General features: G+C 64.1%; 14 protein-coding genes, 1 other RNA gene and 1 pseudogene. 12 read left to right on the top strand and 4 right to left on the bottom strand.

What is annotated here, in order from left to right:
- The first annotated feature begins 29 nt into the window (after positions 1-29).
- A complete protein-coding gene (gene lexA / locus ACLL97_RS18400; RefSeq protein ID WP_411281937.1) occupies positions 30-638 on the top strand; it encodes a transcriptional repressor LexA in 609 nt (202 codons plus the stop codon).
- Here lexA and trpD read toward each other — a convergent pair.
- Complete coding sequence (gene trpD, locus ACLL97_RS18395; RefSeq protein ID WP_411281936.1) at positions 632-1,690, bottom strand: anthranilate phosphoribosyltransferase; 1,059 nt, start codon at positions 1,688-1,690, stop codon at positions 632-634. The two genes, lexA and trpD, sit on opposite strands and share 7 nt — an antisense overlap.
- On the bottom strand, positions 1,680-2,990 hold the full coding sequence (locus ACLL97_RS18390) for a GAF domain-containing protein (protein WP_411281935.1): 1,311 nt from the start codon (positions 2,988-2,990) through the stop codon (positions 1,680-1,682). Before ACLL97_RS18390 ends, trpD begins: the two co-directional genes overlap by 11 nt.
- A 105-nt stretch (positions 2,991-3,095) precedes the next feature.
- Between ACLL97_RS18390 and truA the strand changes: the two genes are divergently transcribed.
- The 11 genes from truA (at position 3,096) to ACLL97_RS18335 (ending at position 17,512) form a co-directional block, all read left to right on the top strand.
- Positions 3,096-3,872, top strand: coding sequence for a tRNA pseudouridine(38-40) synthase TruA (truA, locus tag ACLL97_RS18385; protein WP_411281934.1), 777 nt, complete (start codon positions 3,096-3,098; stop codon positions 3,870-3,872).
- Positions 3,862-5,316: a trypsin-like peptidase domain-containing protein gene (locus ACLL97_RS18380; protein WP_411281933.1), complete on the top strand. Its 1,455-nt coding sequence runs from the start codon at positions 3,862-3,864 to the stop codon at positions 5,314-5,316. Before truA ends, ACLL97_RS18380 begins: the two co-directional genes overlap by 11 nt.
- A 4-nt stretch (positions 5,317-5,320) precedes the next feature.
- Entirely contained in the window at positions 5,321-6,760 is a 1,440-nt protein-coding gene (gene purB, locus ACLL97_RS18375) for an adenylosuccinate lyase (protein WP_411281932.1), read from the top strand.
- Entirely contained in the window at positions 6,757-7,713 is a 957-nt protein-coding gene (locus ACLL97_RS18370; RefSeq protein WP_411281931.1) for a phosphoribosylaminoimidazolesuccinocarboxamide synthase, read from the top strand. The genes purB and ACLL97_RS18370 overlap by 4 nt, the downstream gene beginning before the upstream one ends.
- 172 nt (positions 7,714-7,885) lie before the next feature.
- Positions 7,886-8,794, top strand: coding sequence for a CDP-diacylglycerol--serine O-phosphatidyltransferase (pssA, locus tag ACLL97_RS18365; RefSeq protein WP_411281930.1), 909 nt, complete (start codon positions 7,886-7,888; stop codon positions 8,792-8,794).
- Positions 8,791-9,048 (top strand): phosphoribosylformylglycinamidine synthase subunit PurS, encoded by a 258-nt coding sequence (purS, locus tag ACLL97_RS18360; RefSeq protein ID WP_411281929.1) that lies wholly within the window; start codon positions 8,791-8,793, stop codon positions 9,046-9,048. Before pssA ends, purS begins: the two co-directional genes overlap by 4 nt.
- Positions 9,045-9,749, top strand: a complete 705-nt coding sequence (gene purQ, locus ACLL97_RS18355; protein WP_411281928.1) for a phosphoribosylformylglycinamidine synthase subunit PurQ — start codon at positions 9,045-9,047, stop codon at positions 9,747-9,749. Before purS ends, purQ begins: the two co-directional genes overlap by 4 nt.
- Positions 9,746-12,073: a phosphoribosylformylglycinamidine synthase subunit PurL gene (purL, locus tag ACLL97_RS18350; protein ID WP_411281927.1), complete on the top strand. Its 2,328-nt coding sequence runs from the start codon at positions 9,746-9,748 to the stop codon at positions 12,071-12,073. The genes purQ and purL overlap by 4 nt, the downstream gene beginning before the upstream one ends.
- Positions 12,074-12,087: 14 nt before the next feature.
- The gene (purF, locus tag ACLL97_RS18345; RefSeq protein WP_411281926.1) at positions 12,088-13,491 is read left to right on the top strand and encodes an amidophosphoribosyltransferase; all 1,404 of its coding nucleotides are present in this window, start codon (positions 12,088-12,090) and stop codon (positions 13,489-13,491) included.
- A 32-nt stretch (positions 13,492-13,523) separates the two neighbouring features.
- A complete protein-coding gene (gene ppdK / locus ACLL97_RS18340) occupies positions 13,524-16,184 on the top strand; it encodes a pyruvate, phosphate dikinase (RefSeq protein ID WP_411281925.1) in 2,661 nt (886 codons plus the stop codon).
- A gap of 2 nt (positions 16,185-16,186) precedes the next feature.
- Positions 16,187-17,512, top strand: coding sequence for a flavin-containing monooxygenase (locus tag ACLL97_RS18335; protein WP_411281924.1), 1,326 nt, complete (start codon positions 16,187-16,189; stop codon positions 17,510-17,512).
- Between the two features lie 36 nt (positions 17,513-17,548).
- Here ACLL97_RS18335 and ssrA read toward each other — a convergent pair.
- Positions 17,549-17,905, bottom strand: a transfer-messenger RNA (tmRNA) gene (gene ssrA / locus ACLL97_RS18330).
- 87 nt (positions 17,906-17,992) lie between these two features.
- Positions 17,993-18,257: pseudogene (locus ACLL97_RS18325) on the bottom strand (hypothetical protein); the annotation flags it as partial.

Below are 18,257 nucleotides of genomic sequence, written 5' to 3'. Positions count from 1 at the left end.
CTCTGTAGGTCCCCTTTCGTGGAGCAACCATGCCGCTCACCAAGCGACAGCGGGAAATCCTGTCCTTTCTCTCCGACTACAACGAAGAGAACGGATACGCCCCGAGTTTCGAAGAGATCGCGTCGCGATTCAACTATAACTCGCTGGCAACCGTGCACGAGCATCTCACCAACCTCGAACGCAAGAACTACATCAAGCGTTCGTACAATGAGAGTCGTGCCATCGAGATCCTACCATCCGATTTGTTTCAACGCTCCGTGGAGCTCCCGTTGCTCGGCTCCGTGGCGGCCGGTGCGCCCATCGAGCAGATGCATACGGGTGAAACAATGTCGGTGCCAGATGGTTTCCTTCGGCGCAGCGGCAGTCACTACGTCTTGAAGGTGCGCGGTGACTCGATGATTGAGGAACAGATCAAGGACGGCGATTACGTGGTCATCAACGATCGCAGCGCTGCCGACAACGGCGAAATGGTGATCGCGATGCTCGACGGTTCCGGTGCCACCGTCAAGCGCTATTATCGCGAGCGCGACGGACGCATTCGCCTCCAGCCAGCCAACGAGAGCATGTCCCCGCTGTTCGTACACGAAGACGACGTGCGCATTCAGGGTATCGTCGTCGGCGTGTTGCGCCGCTACTGAGCCGTGCGCCCGGATTCGCGTCGGGGCGCGTTGGAGGCGACACGTAGTCGTTGCAGTGCGGCGAGGCCGACCCCGTCGGCCATCGCCCGCCGCGTCATGTCGACCGCGTCCGCGTAGCTCCCGTCGTCGCGGCTCACGTACAGCGCCGCCGCGGCGTTCAGCAATACGGCCGCCTGCGCACCTACCGAGCCACCACCACGCAGCACCTCCTCGATCAGCGAAGCATTCTGCGCTGGATCGCCGCCGACCAGATCGTCGAGCGAAATTCCCGAAATGCCGTGCGCGGATGGATTGATCGTCCATGACGCCGTCCGGCCATCGCGCACCTCCATCACATGCGTCAAGCCGAGGGGCGAGATTTCGTCCAGTCCCGGCTCCCCATGCACCACCATCGCCCGAATTGCCCCCAATTCCAAGAGTGCATCGGCGAGGAGTTCGAGGCGCGCGCGTTCGGCCACACCAACCACCTGACGCCCCGCGCGCGCCGGGTTGGCCAGCGGTCCGACGATGTTCATCACCGTCGGCACCGCGAGTTCACGGCGCACCGGACCGACGTGGCGAAGTGCGGGGTGCATGAGCGGGGCGAACATGAACACGATGCCGGCGTCAGCCAGCGTGGCCGCCATCGCCGGAGGCGTCGTATCGATCAATACGCCCAGCGCCTCGAGGACGTCGGCACTACCCGACCGTGAGGTGAACGACCGATTGCCATGCTTGGCAACGCGCACCCCCATGCCGGCGGCGACCAGTGCGGCTGCCGTCGAGATGTTGAACGTGGTCAGCGAACCGCCGCCGGTTCCGCAGGTATCGACTAGCTCGTCGGGACGGTCGGCCGACAGCACGATCATCGCTTCACGGAGCGCCCCGACCACCCCGGCCACTTCAGCCGGCGTCTCTCCCTTCACCCGAAGCGCCATCAGGAGCGCCGCGACCTGCACTGGCGTGCCCTCGCCGCGCATGATGACGCCGAACGCGCGCCGCACATGGTCCGCGTCGAGCGACTCATGAGCCGCCAACCGCCGGATCGCCTCGCTCAACGACTCACTGGACATGAATCGCCTCGAGCAGGCGATCCGGCAGCGCGTTCCTCGTCATAATGAGCGAAATCACGAGACCGAGCAGCCGCACGCGCTCCACGTCCTCATCGGTATAGACGCCGCGCTGCGCCCGGTTGGTGAGATTGAGCACGCCAACCAACTCGTCGTGATAGACGAGCGGGAAACTGATGAAGCTCCCGGTCGTGAAATATTGGTCACGAAGCAGCGGGTGCTGCGAGGCTTCCCGAACATCCTGAACGAGGAGCGGCTCGCGAGCGGCCGCCACTCGCCCCGCCACGCCTTCGCCAATGCGAATGCGCATGCCCTCGACAATATTCGGCGCGATACCGCGAGCGGCCGCCAGGTACAGGTAGTCGGGCTCCGGCGCTCGCAGCATGAGGGAACACCGCTGTGCTTGCATGTCATCGCCGACCAACGCCAGCAAACCGTCCACCAGCTTCCGGGCGTCGGTCGTCGCCGCATCCAGCGAGAGCGCGCGATCGAGCAGGTACAGGGTGCGCGTGCGCTGCCGCAGGGCTTCACTGCGGCGATGGAGCTCGACATGGGCCTGCTCGAGCTGTCCGACCGCCGACGTGAGTTGTTGGTCGGCGAGCTCCGCTCGGCGCTGTGCCCGTCGGGCTTCCTCGCCGGACCGTGCCGCGTCGGCCTGAATCGCAATCGCCTCCGCCGGATTGAGCGCGGTGATGTTCCGTGGCGTGTTCCGCACCTCGCGCAGCTCGGCCTCCAGCGCCGTCAGCTTCCGCACGTATTCCCCGTGCACGCGCTGGGTGACGTCTTCGAGCGTGCGCACGGCCTCTTCGCGGGCGTCCCGCTCGGCGAGGCGCACATAGGCCAGGTCGAAAAGCGCGACGGCCGGCGCCAGCCGCTCGGTGGTGCGGGTGCCGAAAATCTTGCGGGGCTCGTACAAGGCCAGAACGGCACCCAGCAGCCCTTCCACCTTGAGTCCGCGCACGGCCAGAATCCCACCGTCGAGCGCCGCCGTGAAGCCGCACAGCCGTGCGTAGTCGGCCGATCGGTCGCTCACGTCAAAGAAGGGGCCACCCGCCAGAATCTTGACACGAGCCGTCTCTGGCAGATGATCGAAAGTCGTCTCCATTGACGTTCTGACGACCTGCGCGCCAACCGGTGTGAGCCGATCCCGAAGCATGTCGCGCCGGGCATCGTACTGGAGAAGCGCGACCGCCGCGCCGCGGTCCAACTCGGCGAGGCACTCACCTAGGGCGATGAGTGCGCCGTCGAGATCGGAGGTGGCGGACAGCGCGTGCGCCAACGAGGCAAGTGAGCGAGGAGGCATGGCGACTGGAGGAAACGTCGGCGGGCGCGACAGCGCAATAGTCGAGCGCCATTGAACTCAGATCAGTTGAAGCGAACGCGTCTGGTGCCTAGCTTCTTCCATGTCATGGACCCGCGACCGATCCTCCTGGTAACGCAGTATGACGGGGGGCGCTTCGCCGGTTGGCAGCGTCAGCCCGTCGTCCGAACCGTGCAAGGCGACATGGAGGTGGCGCTCGCCCGCCTGTGCGCGAGTGCCGTGCCAGCCATTGGTGCTGGCCGTACCGACGCGGGAGTCCATGCGCACGGCCAGGGCGTTGGGGTGCGGGTGCCGGAGCGCTGGAATCCGACCACGCTCCGCCGGGCCATGAACGCCATTCTCCCCACTGACATTTGGATCGCGGAAGCGCATCGGATGGCACCGGAATTCCACGCACGGCGGAGCGCCATCGCGCGCCGCTACGGTTATCTTATCGGGGTGGACGAGGCGGCACGTTCCCCGTTCCGTCGGCGGTACGAGTGGGCGGTGAGCCACCCGCTCGATCCGGCGGCGCTTCAAGGTGAAGCCGACAGTGTGTTGGGTGAACACACTTTCCGTGCCTTTGCCGTTGCCCACACGGCGCCGGTCGACGATCACCACCGCTGCATCATTGAGCGTGCACAGTGGATCGAGCGCGACGGCGGCTGGGTGTTCGACGTTGCGGCAAACCGTTTTCTCCATCACATGGTGCGTTTTCTCGTTGGGACGATGGTTGAAGTGGCACAAGGGCGGCGTCCGCGCGGTACGATCGCGCGGCTACTCGTGGCACCTGACAATTCCGGCACCTCCGCACCGGCGCCGGCCCATGGCCTCTCGCTGCGCGAGGTGACGTATCCGGCCGAGCTCTACACCGATGCCTCGTGACACCGGCATCCCGTTGATGGGCCAGCGCTCCACGCTCACGCTGCTGGTCGCTCTGGCGCTCATCGGCTGTGAGGGGGCCAACCCCAGTACGTCGAATGCGCAGGCCCGCACGTTACCGCCCGCGCCCACCAAGCCGGTCGGACCGGTCGCCGCGCCGTCGATCGATGCCTCGCGGCGAACCGCCATCACGGCGGCCGTCGAACGGGTGGCGCCGGCGGTCGTCACCGTGCAGACGGAAACGGTACAGAAGGTCCCGGTCGACTTCTTTGAGTACTTTATGGGCGGCCGTACGGGCGAGCGCCGCAACGCGGGCATCGGATCCGGCTTCGTCGTGCGGAGTGATGGCATCATCGTGACCAATGCGCACGTGATCTCGGGCGCCACGAAGGTGTCGATCGGCATGCGCGACGGCACCTCGTACGAGGCCACGGTGGTCGGCATTGACGAAACGAACGATCTCGCGGTAGTGCGCATCAAGGCGAAGGACTTACCGGTTGCTCCGCTGGGGAGTTCGTCGACCTTAATCGTTGGCGAGTGGTCGATCGCGATCGGCAACCCGTTCGGATTCGTCCTCGGAAACAGTGAGCCTAGCGTCTCGGTCGGCGTGGTCAGCGCAGTGGGCCGCAATCTCGCCGGTCGCGGCGACGGTGGCGGCGTCTACGTCGACATGATTCAGACCGACGCGGCCATCAACCCAGGGAATTCCGGCGGGCCGCTGGTCAACGCGTCGGGCGAAGTGGTCGGCGTGAACAGCTCGATCTACTCACCGAGTGGTGGATCCGTCGGCCTTGGCTTCGCGATTCCGATCGATCGCACCAAACGCATCGTGGAAGACCTGCTCGATCATGGCTCCGTGCGTCAGCCGTGGGTCGGGATTCGCTTGCAGACGCCCAATGTACAGAGTGCGCGCGAAGCGGCAGCGGTCGGCGCGATTGTCGCCCGGGTGGTGCCGGGCTCGCCGGCAGATCGGGCCGGTGTGCGCGCGGGTGACCAGGTCGTCGCCGCTGGTACGCGCTCTGTCAAGAATCCGTTCGACTGGGAAGCCCGCCTGCTCGACCTGCGAGTTGGTGAGCAGCTGCCGGTGACGGTGCGCCGCGGCGGCAGTGAGATGCGTTTCTCCCTGCAGGTGGCCGACGCCCCGGAAGTGAGCGCGCCGAAGGTCACGGTGCTGCGCGAGCTGCAACTCGTCTCACTCACCGACGTGATCCGGCAAGAACGGGGCGTTGCCTCGAACGCCGGCGCGCTGGTCTACCGCGTATCCGATCGCATTCGCGACGAGATCGGCCTGCAGGACGGCGACGTGATCGTGCAAGTGGGACAGTCGCGAGTGAATTCGGCCGAGGCGGCGTCTGCTGCCATCGACCGGTACGGCGCTCGCGGTCCCGTGTCCGTGGTATTCGAGCGCAATCGACAGTACCTCCAAACGTCGTTCTCTCTCCGCTGATTCCGTGACCGCACCAGACCGCACTTCCTACGCCTCTCCGCTTGCCGACCGCTATGCGTCGCGCGCCATGCTCACGCTGTGGGGCCCGCAGATGCGGTACGGTCTTTGGCGACGACTCTGGCTCGCTCTCGCGGAAGCGCAGCAGAGTCTGGGTATGGCCATTCCCGACACCGCGATCGAGGAGATGCGGGCGCATCTCGACGACATCGATTTCGACGCGGTCGCGGTGTACGAGAAAAAGTTCCGCCACGACGTCATGGCGCACGTGCACGCGTTCGGCGATGTCGCGCCGGCGGCACGAAAATTTGTGCACCTCGGTGCGACGAGTTGTTACGTCACCGATAACGCCGAGTTGATTCTCATGCGACGCGGGTTGCACCTGCTCCGGGAGAAATTGCTCGACTCGCTTGAAGCACTGAGCGTGTTTGCGCGCGAGTGGAAGGATGAACCGGCCCTTGGCTACACGCATCTACAGCCGGCGCAGCTGACGACGGTCGGCAAGCGCGCGACGTTGTGGATGCAGGATATTCTGCTCGATCTGGAAGATCTCGAATACCGCGTCGCTCAATTGCCATTTCGTGGTGTGAAGGGCACGACCGGAACGCAGGCGAGCTTTCTGTCGCTATTCGACGGTGATCACGCAAAGGTCCGCGAGCTCGATCGGCTCGTGACGACGCAGATGGGATTCACGGCGTCGATCCCCGTAAGTGGCCAGACGTACTCCCGAAAAGTGGATGCGCAGGTGTTGAGCGTGGTTGCCGGTATCGCGGCCACCGCGTCGAAGTTCTCAGGGGACATCCGAATGCTGCAGGCATTCGGCGAGATCGAAGAGCCATTTGAAAAGAATCAGATCGGGTCATCCGCCATGGCGTACAAGCGGAATCCGATGCGTTCAGAGCGGATTGCGTCGCTCGCGCGGTTCGTGCTCTCGCTGGAGCCAAATGCAAATCAAACACATGCGGTGCAGTACTTCGAGCGCACGCTCGACGACTCCGCGAACCGACGTCTGGTGATCCCCGAATCGTTTCTCGCCACGGACGCGATTCTCGTGTTGATGCAGAACGTGGTGCGTGGGCTCGAGGTGCATCCAGCCCGAATTCGCCGACGCGTCGAGGACGAACTGCCGTTCATGGCGACCGAAGAGATCATCGTGCGGTTCGTGCGCGCCGGGGGTGATCGCCAGGAAGCCCACGAGCTCATTCGTGGGCACAGCATCGAGGCCGCGCGTGCCGTGAAGGATGGTGCGCCACGAAACGACATGCTGGAACGGCTCGCCGCCGATCCCGCCTTCGGCATCCCGCTGGAAGACCTGCAGGCGGTGATCGAACCGACGCGTTTTGTCGGTCGTTCGCCTGAGCAGGTGGTGGAGTTCCTCGACGAGCACGTTGCCTCGTGGCTCGCGCGCGCGCGCACCGGTGTGGACGTGGAAGAGGTGCGCGTATGATCACGGGCCTCCCCCCGGCGATGATCGAGACGTCGCTGCCGCTGCCGCTGGTTCGTCGCGGGAAAGTGCGCGACGTGTACGCCGTGGATGACGACCGGCTGCTGCTGGTGACCACGGACCGCATCAGCGCGTTCGATGTCGTGATGAAGGAGGCGATTCCGTACAAGGGTGCGGTGCTCACGCAACTCACCGCATGGTGGCTATCGCAATTATCGGGCGCGGTCGAGCATCATCTGCTCTCCGCCGACACCGACGAGATTGTGCGCGAGGTCCCGGCTCTGGCGCCATTTCACGAGGCGCTCGCCGGCCGCACCATGCTGTGCCTGCGCGCCGACGTGATACCAATCGAGTGCGTGATCCGCGGCTACATCACGGGCTCGGCGTGGAAAGAGTATCAGGCGCACGGTACGCTGGCTGGCGAAGCGTTAGTCGTTGGACTGCGTGAGAGCGATCGCCTCGATCCACCAATGTTCAGCCCCGCCACCAAGGCAGAGACTGGCCATGATGAAAACATCCCGATCTCGAGCGTCATTGCATCGGTGGGTTCCGATACCGCCGCCACGCTCGAGCGACTGGCGCGTACGGTGTACGAATTCGGTCGCGTTACTGCCGAGCCGCGTGGCATCATCGTGGCCGACACCAAGTTCGAGTTCGGCTGGCGTGACGGACGACTGCTGTTGATCGATGAAGTCCTCACCCCGGACAGTTCCCGCTTTTGGCCGGCTGCCAGCTACACGCCAGGACAGGGTCAGCCGAGCTTCGACAAACAGCCGCTGCGGGACTGGCTTGAGGTGGAACGGCGAGCGGGTCGATGGAATGGTGAAGCGCCAGCTCCGACGCTGCCGGACGAGGTTATTTGGGCGACCAGCCATCGCTATCGCGATGCCTTTACGCGTCTCACCGGAGCGCCGATGGAGTTGGCGCACTTGGGACGTTCTGTGGATACCGTTTGATGTTTACGCGTGAGGGTTATCCGTTGCTGCTCGGCGCTGCCGGACTGGCCGTGCTCACGTTCGCGGCCGCTCTGCGATTCCGCTCGTGGCCGTTATGGTTGGCCGGATTCGTTCTCACGCTCGTCGCCCTTTCCGTTGCGTGGGTCTATCGTACTCCTCTCGGAATGCCCACATGAGCGGTCCGGATACACGCGAGACCGGCGCCGACGGCGTGGAGCGTCCGCGCCGCAAGCGCCCCCGCGCCGCGGTTGCCCTGCCCAACGGCTTCACGCTGGCGAACCTGTTCTTTGGCATCTTCGCAATCGTCGCGGCATCGCGTGGCGATTTTGATGCGGCCGCCCGCTTCATCGTGTTCGGCGCGATCGCCGATACCCTCGATGGTCGGATTGCGCGGGCGACGAAGTCCGGCACCCGATTCGGCGAGGAACTCGACTCGCTCGTCGACGCGATTTCATTCGGCACGGCGCCCGCCTTGATCATGTACTTCGCCGTGTTCCAGAGCACACGGTGGGAGTGGATCTTCTGCTTTTTCTTCACGGCCTGCGCGGTGATGCGTCTGGCGCGCTTCAACGTGGAGCAGGCCGGCACGAAAAACACGCATTTCACGGGGTTGCCCAGTCCAGCCGCCGGCATGACGCTCGCGACGTATTACTGGTTTAGTCAGACGCCGCTGTACACCGAAACGATGATTGGTGATCTGCCTTGGCATCAGATGCTGCGGTGGGTGATGCTCGGACTGGGCATGCTGATGATCAGCAATGTGCAGTACGCGAAAGTCCCGACGGTGAATTTCCGCACGCTCAATGGCATCCTCGGATTCCTGTTGGTCGTGGGCACCTTCGTGGGGGTCATTTTCCTGCCCAAGAAGTTCTTCTTCCCCGCCCTCATGGCCTATGTGCTGTACGGCATCGGCCGCACCGTCTTTCTTGGGTTGCTCGATCGCATTCCCGGCGCGCGTGATGACGACGCGACCGAGAACGAGCGCGACGCCCCCCTCGACCGCCGACGCCGCAGTCGACGCCGTCTTCCTTCACGACAGAATATCGCGCCGGACTCCGGTCGCGAGGAGCCTTTGGCATGACCCGTTTCCGCTGCGCCATCCACATCGTTCCACGTCGCGGGATCCTCGATCCCCAGGGCAAGGCGGTTGCCGACGCACTCCACTCGCTCGGCTTCGCCGACGTCAGTGACGTGCGCGTCGGACGCCACGTGATCGTGGAGACCGAAGCAACGAGCGCCGACGCCGCGCGCGCGCGCGTCACGGCCATGTGCGAGAAGCTACTGGCCAACCCGGTCACGGAAGACTTCGAGATTGCCTCGGTGGAGCACGCGTGAAGGCCGGAATCGTGCGCTTTCCCGGTTCGAATTGTGACGAGGATGCCTTCCACGCGATCGCCGATCACCTCGGTCAGAACGCCGTCTATCTGTGGCACAAGGATCACGATCTGCAGAACGTGGACCTCGTCATCCTGCCCGGTGGATTCAGCTACGGTGACTACCTGCGAGCCGGCGCCATTGCTCGCTTCAGCCCGATCATGCAGGAGGTCATCGCGTACGCCAAGCGCGGTGGGCCGGTGCTTGGCATCTGCAACGGATTTCAGATCGCGTGCGAAGCGGGACTGCTCCCAGGTGCGCTTCTGCGGAACGCGAGCCTGCGATTCGTGAGTGCACCGACGCAACTGCGCGTCGACTCGATCGCGACCCGCTTTACGTCGCAGTATCACATCGGTCAGGTCATCTCCATGCCCGTGGCCCATGGCGACGGTCGCTATACCGCGGATGCCGACACGCTGGCCCGTCTCGAAGGTGAAGGGCAAGTCGTGTTCCGCTACGTCAACGCCGACGGTGAGGCCTCCGCATCGGCAAATCCGAACGGATCGCTGCGGAACATCGCCGGCATCGTCAACGCCGAGGGGAACGTGCTTGGAATGATGCCGCATCCGGAGCGAGCACTCGACATGACGCTCGGGTCAACCGACGGCGAACCCTTGTTCGCGTCGATCCTGGAATCGATGCTCGCTGAGGTGAAGGCATGACCACCGCGTCCAACGCACGTCCCGTGGAATCACGTCCGGGCGATCCGGTGATCACGCCAGCGATGGTTGCCGAACACGGTATCACCGAGTTCGAGTACGAGCGCCTCCTTGCGATGCTCGGCCGCACTCCGACGTTCACCGAGCTTGGGATCGTGAGCGCGCTGTGGAGCGAGCATTGCTCCTATAAGCACTCGCGCCCGCTGCTCAAGACCCTGCCGACCACGGCGCCGTGGGTTCTGCAGGGGCCGGGCGAGAATGCCGGCGTCATTTCCGTCGGCGATGGATGGGCCGTCGCGTTCAAGATCGAATCGCACAATCACCCATCTGCCATCGAGCCGTATCAAGGTGCGGCCACCGGCGTCGGCGGCATTCTGCGTGACGTGTTCACGATGGGCGCGCGGCCCATCGCGCTGCTCAACTCGCTGCGTTTCGGACCGCTCACGTCGAGCCGCGTGCGGTGGCTGTTCGCCGGCGTGGTGAAAGGCATCGGCGACTACGGCAATTGTGTCGGGGTACCGACCGTTGGTGGCGAGGTCGTATTTGACCCATCGTACGAAGGCAATCCGCTGGTGAATGCGATGTGCGTCGGCCTCATGCGCGAGGACGAGTTGATCACCGCGGTGGCGTCAGGGGTCGGCAATCCGATCATGGCAGTTGGTGCGCGCACCGGTCGCGATGGCATACATGGCGCATCATTTGCCTCCGAGGATCTCTCGGCCTCCAGCGAGGCCAAGCGCCCCATGGTGCAGGTCGGCGATCCGTTCACCGAGAAGTTGTTGCTGGAAGCGTCGCTCGAGCTGATTCGCAGCGGCCACATTGTCGCGATTCAGGACATGGGCGCGGCCGGCCTCACGTCGTCGTCAGCCGAGATGGCCGAACGCGGCGAGGTGGGCGTCACGATCGATGTCACGAAGGTGCCGGTGCGCGAACAGGGTATGACGCCGTACGAGATTCTGTTATCGGAATCGCAGGAGCGGATGCTCGTCGTCGCGAAGCTCGGGCATGAAGACGATGTGCGGGCAATCCTCGCTAAGTGGGATCTCGAGGCCGCGGTGATCGGGGAGGTGATCGAGGAACCGGTGTATCGAGTGACCGAGGGCGAGCGCGTGGTGGCGGAGTTCCCCGGGTCGCGTCTGGTGACCGAGTGCCCGCAGTACGTACTCGAGCCGAAGGAGAGCGACGCGCTGAAAGCGGCGCGGGCGCGCTCGGCGCACGCCGTCGTCGCGCTTGACGAGGAACGCGATCATGCGTGGACGCTCGAGCGCCTGCTGTCGTCGCCGACGATCGCGAGCAAGAAGTGGGTGTGGCAGCAGTACGACTCCACGGTACGTACCAGCACGATGCGCGGCCCGGGTAGCGATGCCGCCGTGGTGAAGCTCCGCGGCACCGACAAGGCGATCGCGCTCTGCATCGATGGCAACGGCCGCCACGTGGCGCTGTCGCCACGCAACGGCGGGCGGGCGGCCGTCTCCGAGGCCGCGCGCAATGTCGCGTGCACTGGAGCGCGTCCGATGGCCATTACCAACAACCTCAACTTCGGTAATCCAAAGAAGCCGGAAGTGTACTTCCAGCTGAGCGAAGCGATCGCCGGTATGGGCGAGGCCTGCACCGTGCTCGAAACGCCGGTAACCGGCGGCAACGTGTCGCTGTATAACGAGAATCCGCAGGGTGCGATTCACCCAACCCCGACGATCGGTATGGTGGGGCTTATCGAGTCGCTCTCGCATGTCACGCCGTCGGGATTCCAGACGACTGGCGATGACATCGTGTTGCTGGGCGACTGCACCGATGAACTCGGGGCCAGTGAGTACCTGCTGGAAATTCACGGGCTGACGATCGGCGAACCGCCAGTCTGTCATCCGAGGCGCGAACGCGCACTCATCGACGCACTACTGGAATCCATCCGCAGCGGTGTAGTGCGCTCGGCGCATGATTGCAGCGATGGTGGGCTGGCGGTGGCCCTTGCCGAGTGCGCGATGGCAGATCGCGACCGGATGTTCGGCTTCCTCGTCGACCTCTCGGCGTGGGCGACTCTCCCACACCGGGCGCTTCTGTTCGGTGAGGCCCACGGGCGCGTCGTGGTATCCACGGCGGACAGCGCCGCCGTCCTGCAGATCGCGCAACGCCACGGCGTACCGGCCCGTGTGATCGGCACCGTCACCGCCGCTGACAACGGCGCGCACTTCACGATGTCGGACGACACCTTCTCGGCGCCGATCGCTTGGCTCGCGAAGGCGTTTCATGAGGCGATTCCGCTTGCCATGGATGGCGAGACGCCGGCTGAGCATGCGGTGACCTCATCGCACGCTCCTACCAACGACTGATCGGGAGTTTTCCCATGTGTGGTATTTTCGGCGTCTACGGAGTACGGGACGCAGCAGCACTAACGCAGCTCGGGTTGTACTCGCTGCAGCATCGCGGTCAGGAGTCGGCGGGTATCGTTGCCGTCGATGACGCGCAGCATGCGCGCGTCAGCCGTGCGATGGGACTCGTCTCGGAAGGATTCGGCGACGAGGAGATGGAGGCGCTGCGTGGACCGATCGCGATCGGCCACACGCGGTACAGTACGGCCGGCGCGTCGGCGATCGAGAACGCGCAGCCGATTCTCGCCCGCGTGCGCCGCGGCCATATCGCCTTGGCGCACAACGGCAATCTGACGAACGCGGTGGAACTACGCCGAGATCTGGAAGACGGGGGCGCGATCTTCTCGTCGACCATGGACTCCGAGGTGATCGTGCACCGGATTGCCCGTTCCCACGGTGGGACACCGGAGTCCCGCGTGGCGGAAGCGCTGCAAGGCGTCGAAGGCGCGTACTGCCTCTTGATCGTACTCGACGACACCGTGCTCGTTGCACGTGATCCGCACGGCTGGCGTCCGCTCGTAATCGGGCGGCTCGGCGACGGGTGGGTGTTCGCGTCGGAGACGTGCGCACTGGACATCGTCGGTGCCGTCTACGAACGCGAAGTGCAGCCGGGTGAGATCATTGCCGTCGATGCGACCGGACTTCGATCGGTGCATGAGCTGCCGTCGGCCCCGATCAATCGCTGCGTGTTCGAGCATGTGTACTTCGCGCGTCCCGACAGCGCCGTGTTCAGCGGCTCCGTTGACCGGTCCCGCCGCGCGCTCGGTCGGCAGTTGGCGCGTGAATGCCCGGCGCCGGGTGCCGACATCGTGTTCGCAGTACCCGACTCCTCGAACTCGGCCGCCCTCGGCTTCGCCGACGAGTCGGGGACATCGTACGAATTGGCGCTGATCCGTAATCACTACATCGGTCGTACCTTTATCCAACCGACACAAGCCGGACGCGTTGCGAAAGTCAAGGTGAAGTACAATCCGGTGCGTGAACTGCTGGAGGGTCAGAGCGTAGTGATGGTTGACGACTCGATCGTGCGAGGCACGACGACGCGCGGGTTAGTCTCGTTGGTGCGCGCAGCAGGTGCGCGCGAGGTGCACATGCGCGTGTCAAGCGCTCCGATCATCAGCCCCTGCTACTACGGCATCGATACGCCGCGTCGCGAGGAGCTCATCGCCGCGCAGATGACGCACGATGAACTGGTGCGGCACCTCGGCGTGGACTCCCTCGGCTATCTGTCCATCGATGGCATGTTGTCTGCAATGCCTGAGGGGCCGGATGGCTATTGCCACGCCTGCTTCTCGGGCAAGTACCCGACCCCGACGCCGAGCGAACCGGAACTGTTGCGGGCCGGCAGCGCCGCGGGTATTCCCGTAGGAATCCCCTGATCCTCGTGTCTCACACTGCAAGGGAGAACTGAATGACCCGCTCCGTCTATTTCTTCGGAAACGGTAGTGCCGACGGTACGCGGGAAATGAAAGCGGTCTTGGGTGGAAAAGGCGCGAATCTCGCCGAGATGACGAATCTCGGCGTTCCCGTTCCACCCGGCTTTACGATTGCCGCCCATCGGTGCGTCTCGTATCTCGCCGATGGGTTGGTGGATGACGCGTTTCGCGAGGACGTGACTCGCGCGCTGACCCGTCTCGAGGAGGTGAGCGGCAAGCGCTTCGGCGACGCGTCGAATCCACTGCTCGTCTCGGTCCGCTCGGGTGCCGCCGTCTCGATGCCGGGCATGATGGAGACCATCCTCAACCTCGGTCTCAACGACGACACGGTCGAAGGGTTGGCGAAGGCGAGCGGCAGTGCACGCTTTGCCTATGATTCGTACCGCCGCTTTCTTCAGATGTATGCCGATGTCGTGCTTGGCGTGCCGATTGCCAAGTTCGAGCAGTTGCTTGGCAGCAAGCGCGTCACCAACGGTGTCACAACAGACAGCGAGCTCAGCGCCGACGCGTTGCGCACGCTTGTGCACGAATACCAGCAACTGATCCGGTTCACCACCGGACAGGACTTCCCGAACGATCCGCAGGTGCAGCTGTGGGGCGCGATCGAAGCCGTGTGGAAGTCGTGGACACTGAAGAAGGCCATCGACTACCGGCGCGTGAACGGCATCTCGCACACGCTCGGTACCGGTGTCAATATCGTGTCGATGGTGTTCGGCAATATGGGAGAGGACTCCGGCACCGGGGTCGCATTCACCCGTGATCCGTCCACCGGCGAGCGCCGCTTCTATGGCGAGTTTCTGGTAAATGCGCAGGGCGAAGATGTGGTGGCCGGTATTCGCACGCCGCTGCACATCGACGACATGGCCACCATGCTACCCGGCGCGTATACCGCCTTGATGGCCACGCAGGATCGCCTCGAGCAGCATTTCCGCGACATGCAGGACATCGAGTTTACCGTTGAGCGCGGTACGCTGTATCTGCTGCAGACACGGACCGGCAAGCGCACGACGGCCGCCGCCCTGCGCATCGCGCTCGACATGGTGAACGAAGGATTGATCACGCAGCGCGAAGCCGTGCTTCGCATGCAACCCAATCAGCTCGATCAGCTACTGCATCCGGTGATCAGCTCGGATGTACGCGCCACGGCCCTCGCGGTCGGCTTGCCGGCCAGTCCCGGTGCCGCCAGCGGCATCGTGGTGTTCGATCCCGATGTAGCCGAGCGTCGTCACGCCGCTGGTGAGCAGGTGATCCTGGTGCGCGAAGAAACCACGCCAGAAGATTTCCATGGCATCGTCGCGGCGCGCGCGGTGCTTACCGCCCGCGGTGGCATGACCAGTCACGCCGCTGTCGTTGCGCGCGGCATGGGCAAGTGCGCGATCGTGGGCTGTACTGCACTGGAGATCTCGCACGAGCAGCGTCTGATGCGAATTGGTGAGCACGTGATCACCGAGGGTGAGTGGATCACGCTCGACGGCGGGACCGGTCGGGTGTTCGCTGGGGACTTGCCAACGCAACCGAGCGAAGTGATGCGCGTGAGCAATGGCGTACTCGCCGCGGCCGACGCGCCCACGTATCTCGGGTTTGCGAAGCTGATGGGATGGGCAGACGAAGATCGTCGGCTTCGTGTGCGCGCCAATGCTGATACCCCGCGCGATGCCCGTGTGGCGCGCAACTTCGGCGCGGAAGGCATCGGTCTGTGCCGCACGGAACACATGTTCTTCGAAGGAGAACGGATCACGGCAATGCGCGAGATGATCGTCGCGCGTGACTTGGGCGGACGTCGTCGCGCGCTCGAGAAGCTGCTGCCGATGCAGCGTGCCGACTTCGAGGGAATCTTTCAGGCGATGGACGGCTTTCCCGTCACGATCCGCCTGCTCGATCCACCGCTTCACGAATTTCTTCCGCATGGCGGCGAAGAGTCGACCATGCTGGCGCAATCGTTGGGACTGTCACGTCCCGAATTGGCCCGCATCGTGGCCGCGCTGCATGAGACCAATCCGATGCTCGGACATCGCGGCTGCCGACTGGGCATCGTGTACCCCGAGATCACGGAGATGCAGGCGCGCGCCATCTTTGAGGCGGCGGTGCGTGCGCATCGCCGCGGCGTCGACGTGCGGCCGGAAATCATGGTCCCGTTGGTCTCCGACGTGTCCGAACTCCGCCATCAGCGAGAGATCATCGAGCGCGCGGCAGACCAGGTAATGGGTGTGATGGGCGAACGCGTGCCGTATCTCATCGGCACGATGATCGAATTGCCACGTGCGGCGCTAACGGCAGACGAGATCGCCACCGAAGCGGATTTCTTCTCGTTCGGCACCAACGATCTCACGCAGACCACATTCGGCCTGAGCCGCGACGACGCCGGCCGCTTCCTGCCGTATTACATCGAGAAGGGCCTGCTGGCCGAGGATCCATTTCAGGTGCTCGACCGTAAAGGGGTGGGGAAACTGATTTCATGGGCCGTGCGCGACGGTCGCGCCACGCGCGCCGATCTTAAGGTCGGTATCTGTGGCGAGCACGGCGGTGAACCGCAAAGTGTCGCGTTCTGCCATCAAGTCGGATTCGACTACGTGTCCTGCTCGCCGTATCGCGTGCCGGTTGCCCGACTCGCGGCGGCGCACGCCGCACTCGCCTGACCATGTTGCCGCCGAGCGCACGCATCGCGGTGATCGGTGCCGGTCCATCCGGCATTGCGGCGGTGAAGAATCTGCTCGATGCCGGATTCACCGACGTCGTCTGCTTCGACCGGAACGATGCAGTGGGCGGCAACTGGTTATTCCGACTCGAGTCGTCGCATTCGAGCGTGTTCGAGACGACGCACATCATCAGTTCGAAATCGTTGTCGCAGTACCACGATTTTCCCATGCCGTCGTGGTACCCGGATTATCCGTCGCACGAACAGCTTGCTCGATATTTCCAGAGTTACGCCGACTTTTTCGGCGTCACGGAGCATGTGCGCTTCGGCACCGATGTGTTGCGCCTGGAGCCGCGCGCCGACGCCCGATGGTCGATTACGGTCCGCACGGACGAGCACGAGACCACCGAGTCGTTTGAAGCCGTAGTGGTAGCGAACGGGCATCATTGGCGCCCGCGCATGCCGTCATATCCCGGGGTGTTCAGCGGCACGATGTTGCACTCGCACGACTTCAAGCGGGCCGCACCGTTTATGGGCCAGCGCGTGCTGGTGATCGGTGGCGGCAATTCGGCGTGCGATGTCGCAGTGGAAACAGCGCGCGTGTCTGCCTCGACGGACATGTCGTGGCGCCGAGGCTACTGGATCGTGCCCAAGTTTCTTTTCGGACAACCGAGCGATGTGGTTGGGCAACGCACGCAGTGGATGCCGCGCGCCGTGCGCACGAAGGTCAATCAGTTTCTGTTGCGTCTCCTGCAGGGTTCCAATCGTGACTACGGCCTTCCTGAACCCGATCATGCATTCGGTGCCACGCATCCCACCGTCAACTCCGAGCTGTTCTACGCGCTGCGCCACGGCCACATCATACCGCGCCCGGACATTGCGCGCTTCGACGGACAGACCGTGCACTTCACCGATGAGACGCGTGCAGAGTACGACGTGATCGTGGCCTGTACCGGCTATTGGATCGCCCATCCGTTTCTGGCACCCGACGTCGCGGACTTTTCGAGCGGTTCGGTGCCGCTGTATTTGCGCATGTTTCCCGCTCGGTATCCGACGCTGTCGTTCGTGGGGCTCTTCCAGCCGCTGGGTTGTATCTGGCCGGCGGCCGAGCTGCAGGCGAAGGTACTGGCGAGGCGTCTGTCCGGGGCGTGGAAGCCCCCGAGTGACCTCGACGCGGAAATCGCTAAGGAACTGGCCAATCCCGACTATCCGCAGCTTGATACGCCGCGTCACACAATCACGGTGGATTACCACAAGTTCAAGGCGCGGCTGCTGAAGCAACTGCCGGTGAACTGGCGCTCCGATGGCACCGGCGCGGCGGTGCCGTAAACAAAAGCGCCCCACCGCGATTGCGGTGAGGCGCCCAAGTGGAGGTGAGGGGAATCGAACCCCTGTCCGAGACTGAATCGACCCCAGCGTCTACGTGCGTATTCTGTTGATTGAGGTCTCCGTCCGCTGGCCAACAGAAAGCCCACGTCCGAACAAGCCTGCTAAAGTTTTGCCCTACGCCCGCCGGCGTGACGTAGAACTAGCCCAGATTTGCGATACTCACATGCCGCCCCGGGCGGGCTGCCTTGTGAGCACTGCCGGTAACCCGAAGGTTAGGCGGCGAGCGCGAGGTTGTTGTTCGCGATTGGAATTTTCCCGAGTGTTTTACCAGGTGCTCGAGGACCTGGGCACGCAACCAGAGCTTCACCAACCCCGTCGAAGCCAGTCACCCCCGGCTAACGGTCCTGCACTACACTGTACACTAGGGGAGCACGGTCGGTTCCCGCAACTCCCCGCAACTCCCCGCACAGCCTGGCGCCTTTACGCCGCCTCGCAGGTGAGGTCCGAGACATCCGGATCAATGGCCGCGAGTCGCTGCGCCCGATACTCCTCGTAATGCAGCAGGTAGTTCGAGAAGATCTCCTCCACTTCACTGAAGTCGCGCACCTGGTGCAGCAACTTCCGAAGATCGGCCGAATTCGGGAGACCCTTCACGTACCACCCAAGATGCTTTCGGAATTCGAGCGCCGCGCCGACGGCATCGATTTCGTAGCCCTGCACCAAGCGGGCGTGGTCGAGCGCGATC

The organism is Gemmatimonas sp., assembly GCF_046594945.1.
GTDB lineage: Bacteria > Gemmatimonadota > Gemmatimonadetes > Gemmatimonadales > Gemmatimonadaceae > Gemmatimonas.
This window is presented reverse-complemented; position numbering and strand designations above follow the sequence as displayed.

Coding starts and splice junctions, on each gene's coding strand:
- purL (WP_411281927.1), top strand. CDS start 9,746: ATGACCACCGCGTCCAACGCACGTCCCGTGGAATCACGTCCGGGCGAT.
- ACLL97_RS18335 (WP_411281924.1), top strand. CDS start 16,187: ATGTTGCCGCCGAGCGCACGCATCGCGGTGATCGGTGCCGGTCCATCC.
- ppdK (WP_411281925.1), top strand. CDS start 13,524: ATGACCCGCTCCGTCTATTTCTTCGGAAACGGTAGTGCCGACGGTACG.
- ACLL97_RS18390 (WP_411281935.1), bottom strand. CDS start 2,990: ATGCCTCCTCGCTCACTTGCCTCGTTGGCGCACGCGCTGTCCGCCACC.
- ACLL97_RS18380 (WP_411281933.1), top strand. CDS start 3,862: ATGCCTCGTGACACCGGCATCCCGTTGATGGGCCAGCGCTCCACGCTC.
- lexA (WP_411281937.1), top strand. CDS start 30: ATGCCGCTCACCAAGCGACAGCGGGAAATCCTGTCCTTTCTCTCCGAC.
- ACLL97_RS18370 (WP_411281931.1), top strand. CDS start 6,757: ATGATCACGGGCCTCCCCCCGGCGATGATCGAGACGTCGCTGCCGCTG.
- purF (WP_411281926.1), top strand. CDS start 12,088: ATGTGTGGTATTTTCGGCGTCTACGGAGTACGGGACGCAGCAGCACTA.
- trpD (WP_411281936.1), bottom strand. CDS start 1,690: ATGTCCAGTGAGTCGTTGAGCGAGGCGATCCGGCGGTTGGCGGCTCAT.
- pssA (WP_411281930.1), top strand. CDS start 7,886: ATGAGCGGTCCGGATACACGCGAGACCGGCGCCGACGGCGTGGAGCGT.
- purS (WP_411281929.1), top strand. CDS start 8,791: ATGACCCGTTTCCGCTGCGCCATCCACATCGTTCCACGTCGCGGGATC.
- truA (WP_411281934.1), top strand. CDS start 3,096: ATGGACCCGCGACCGATCCTCCTGGTAACGCAGTATGACGGGGGGCGC.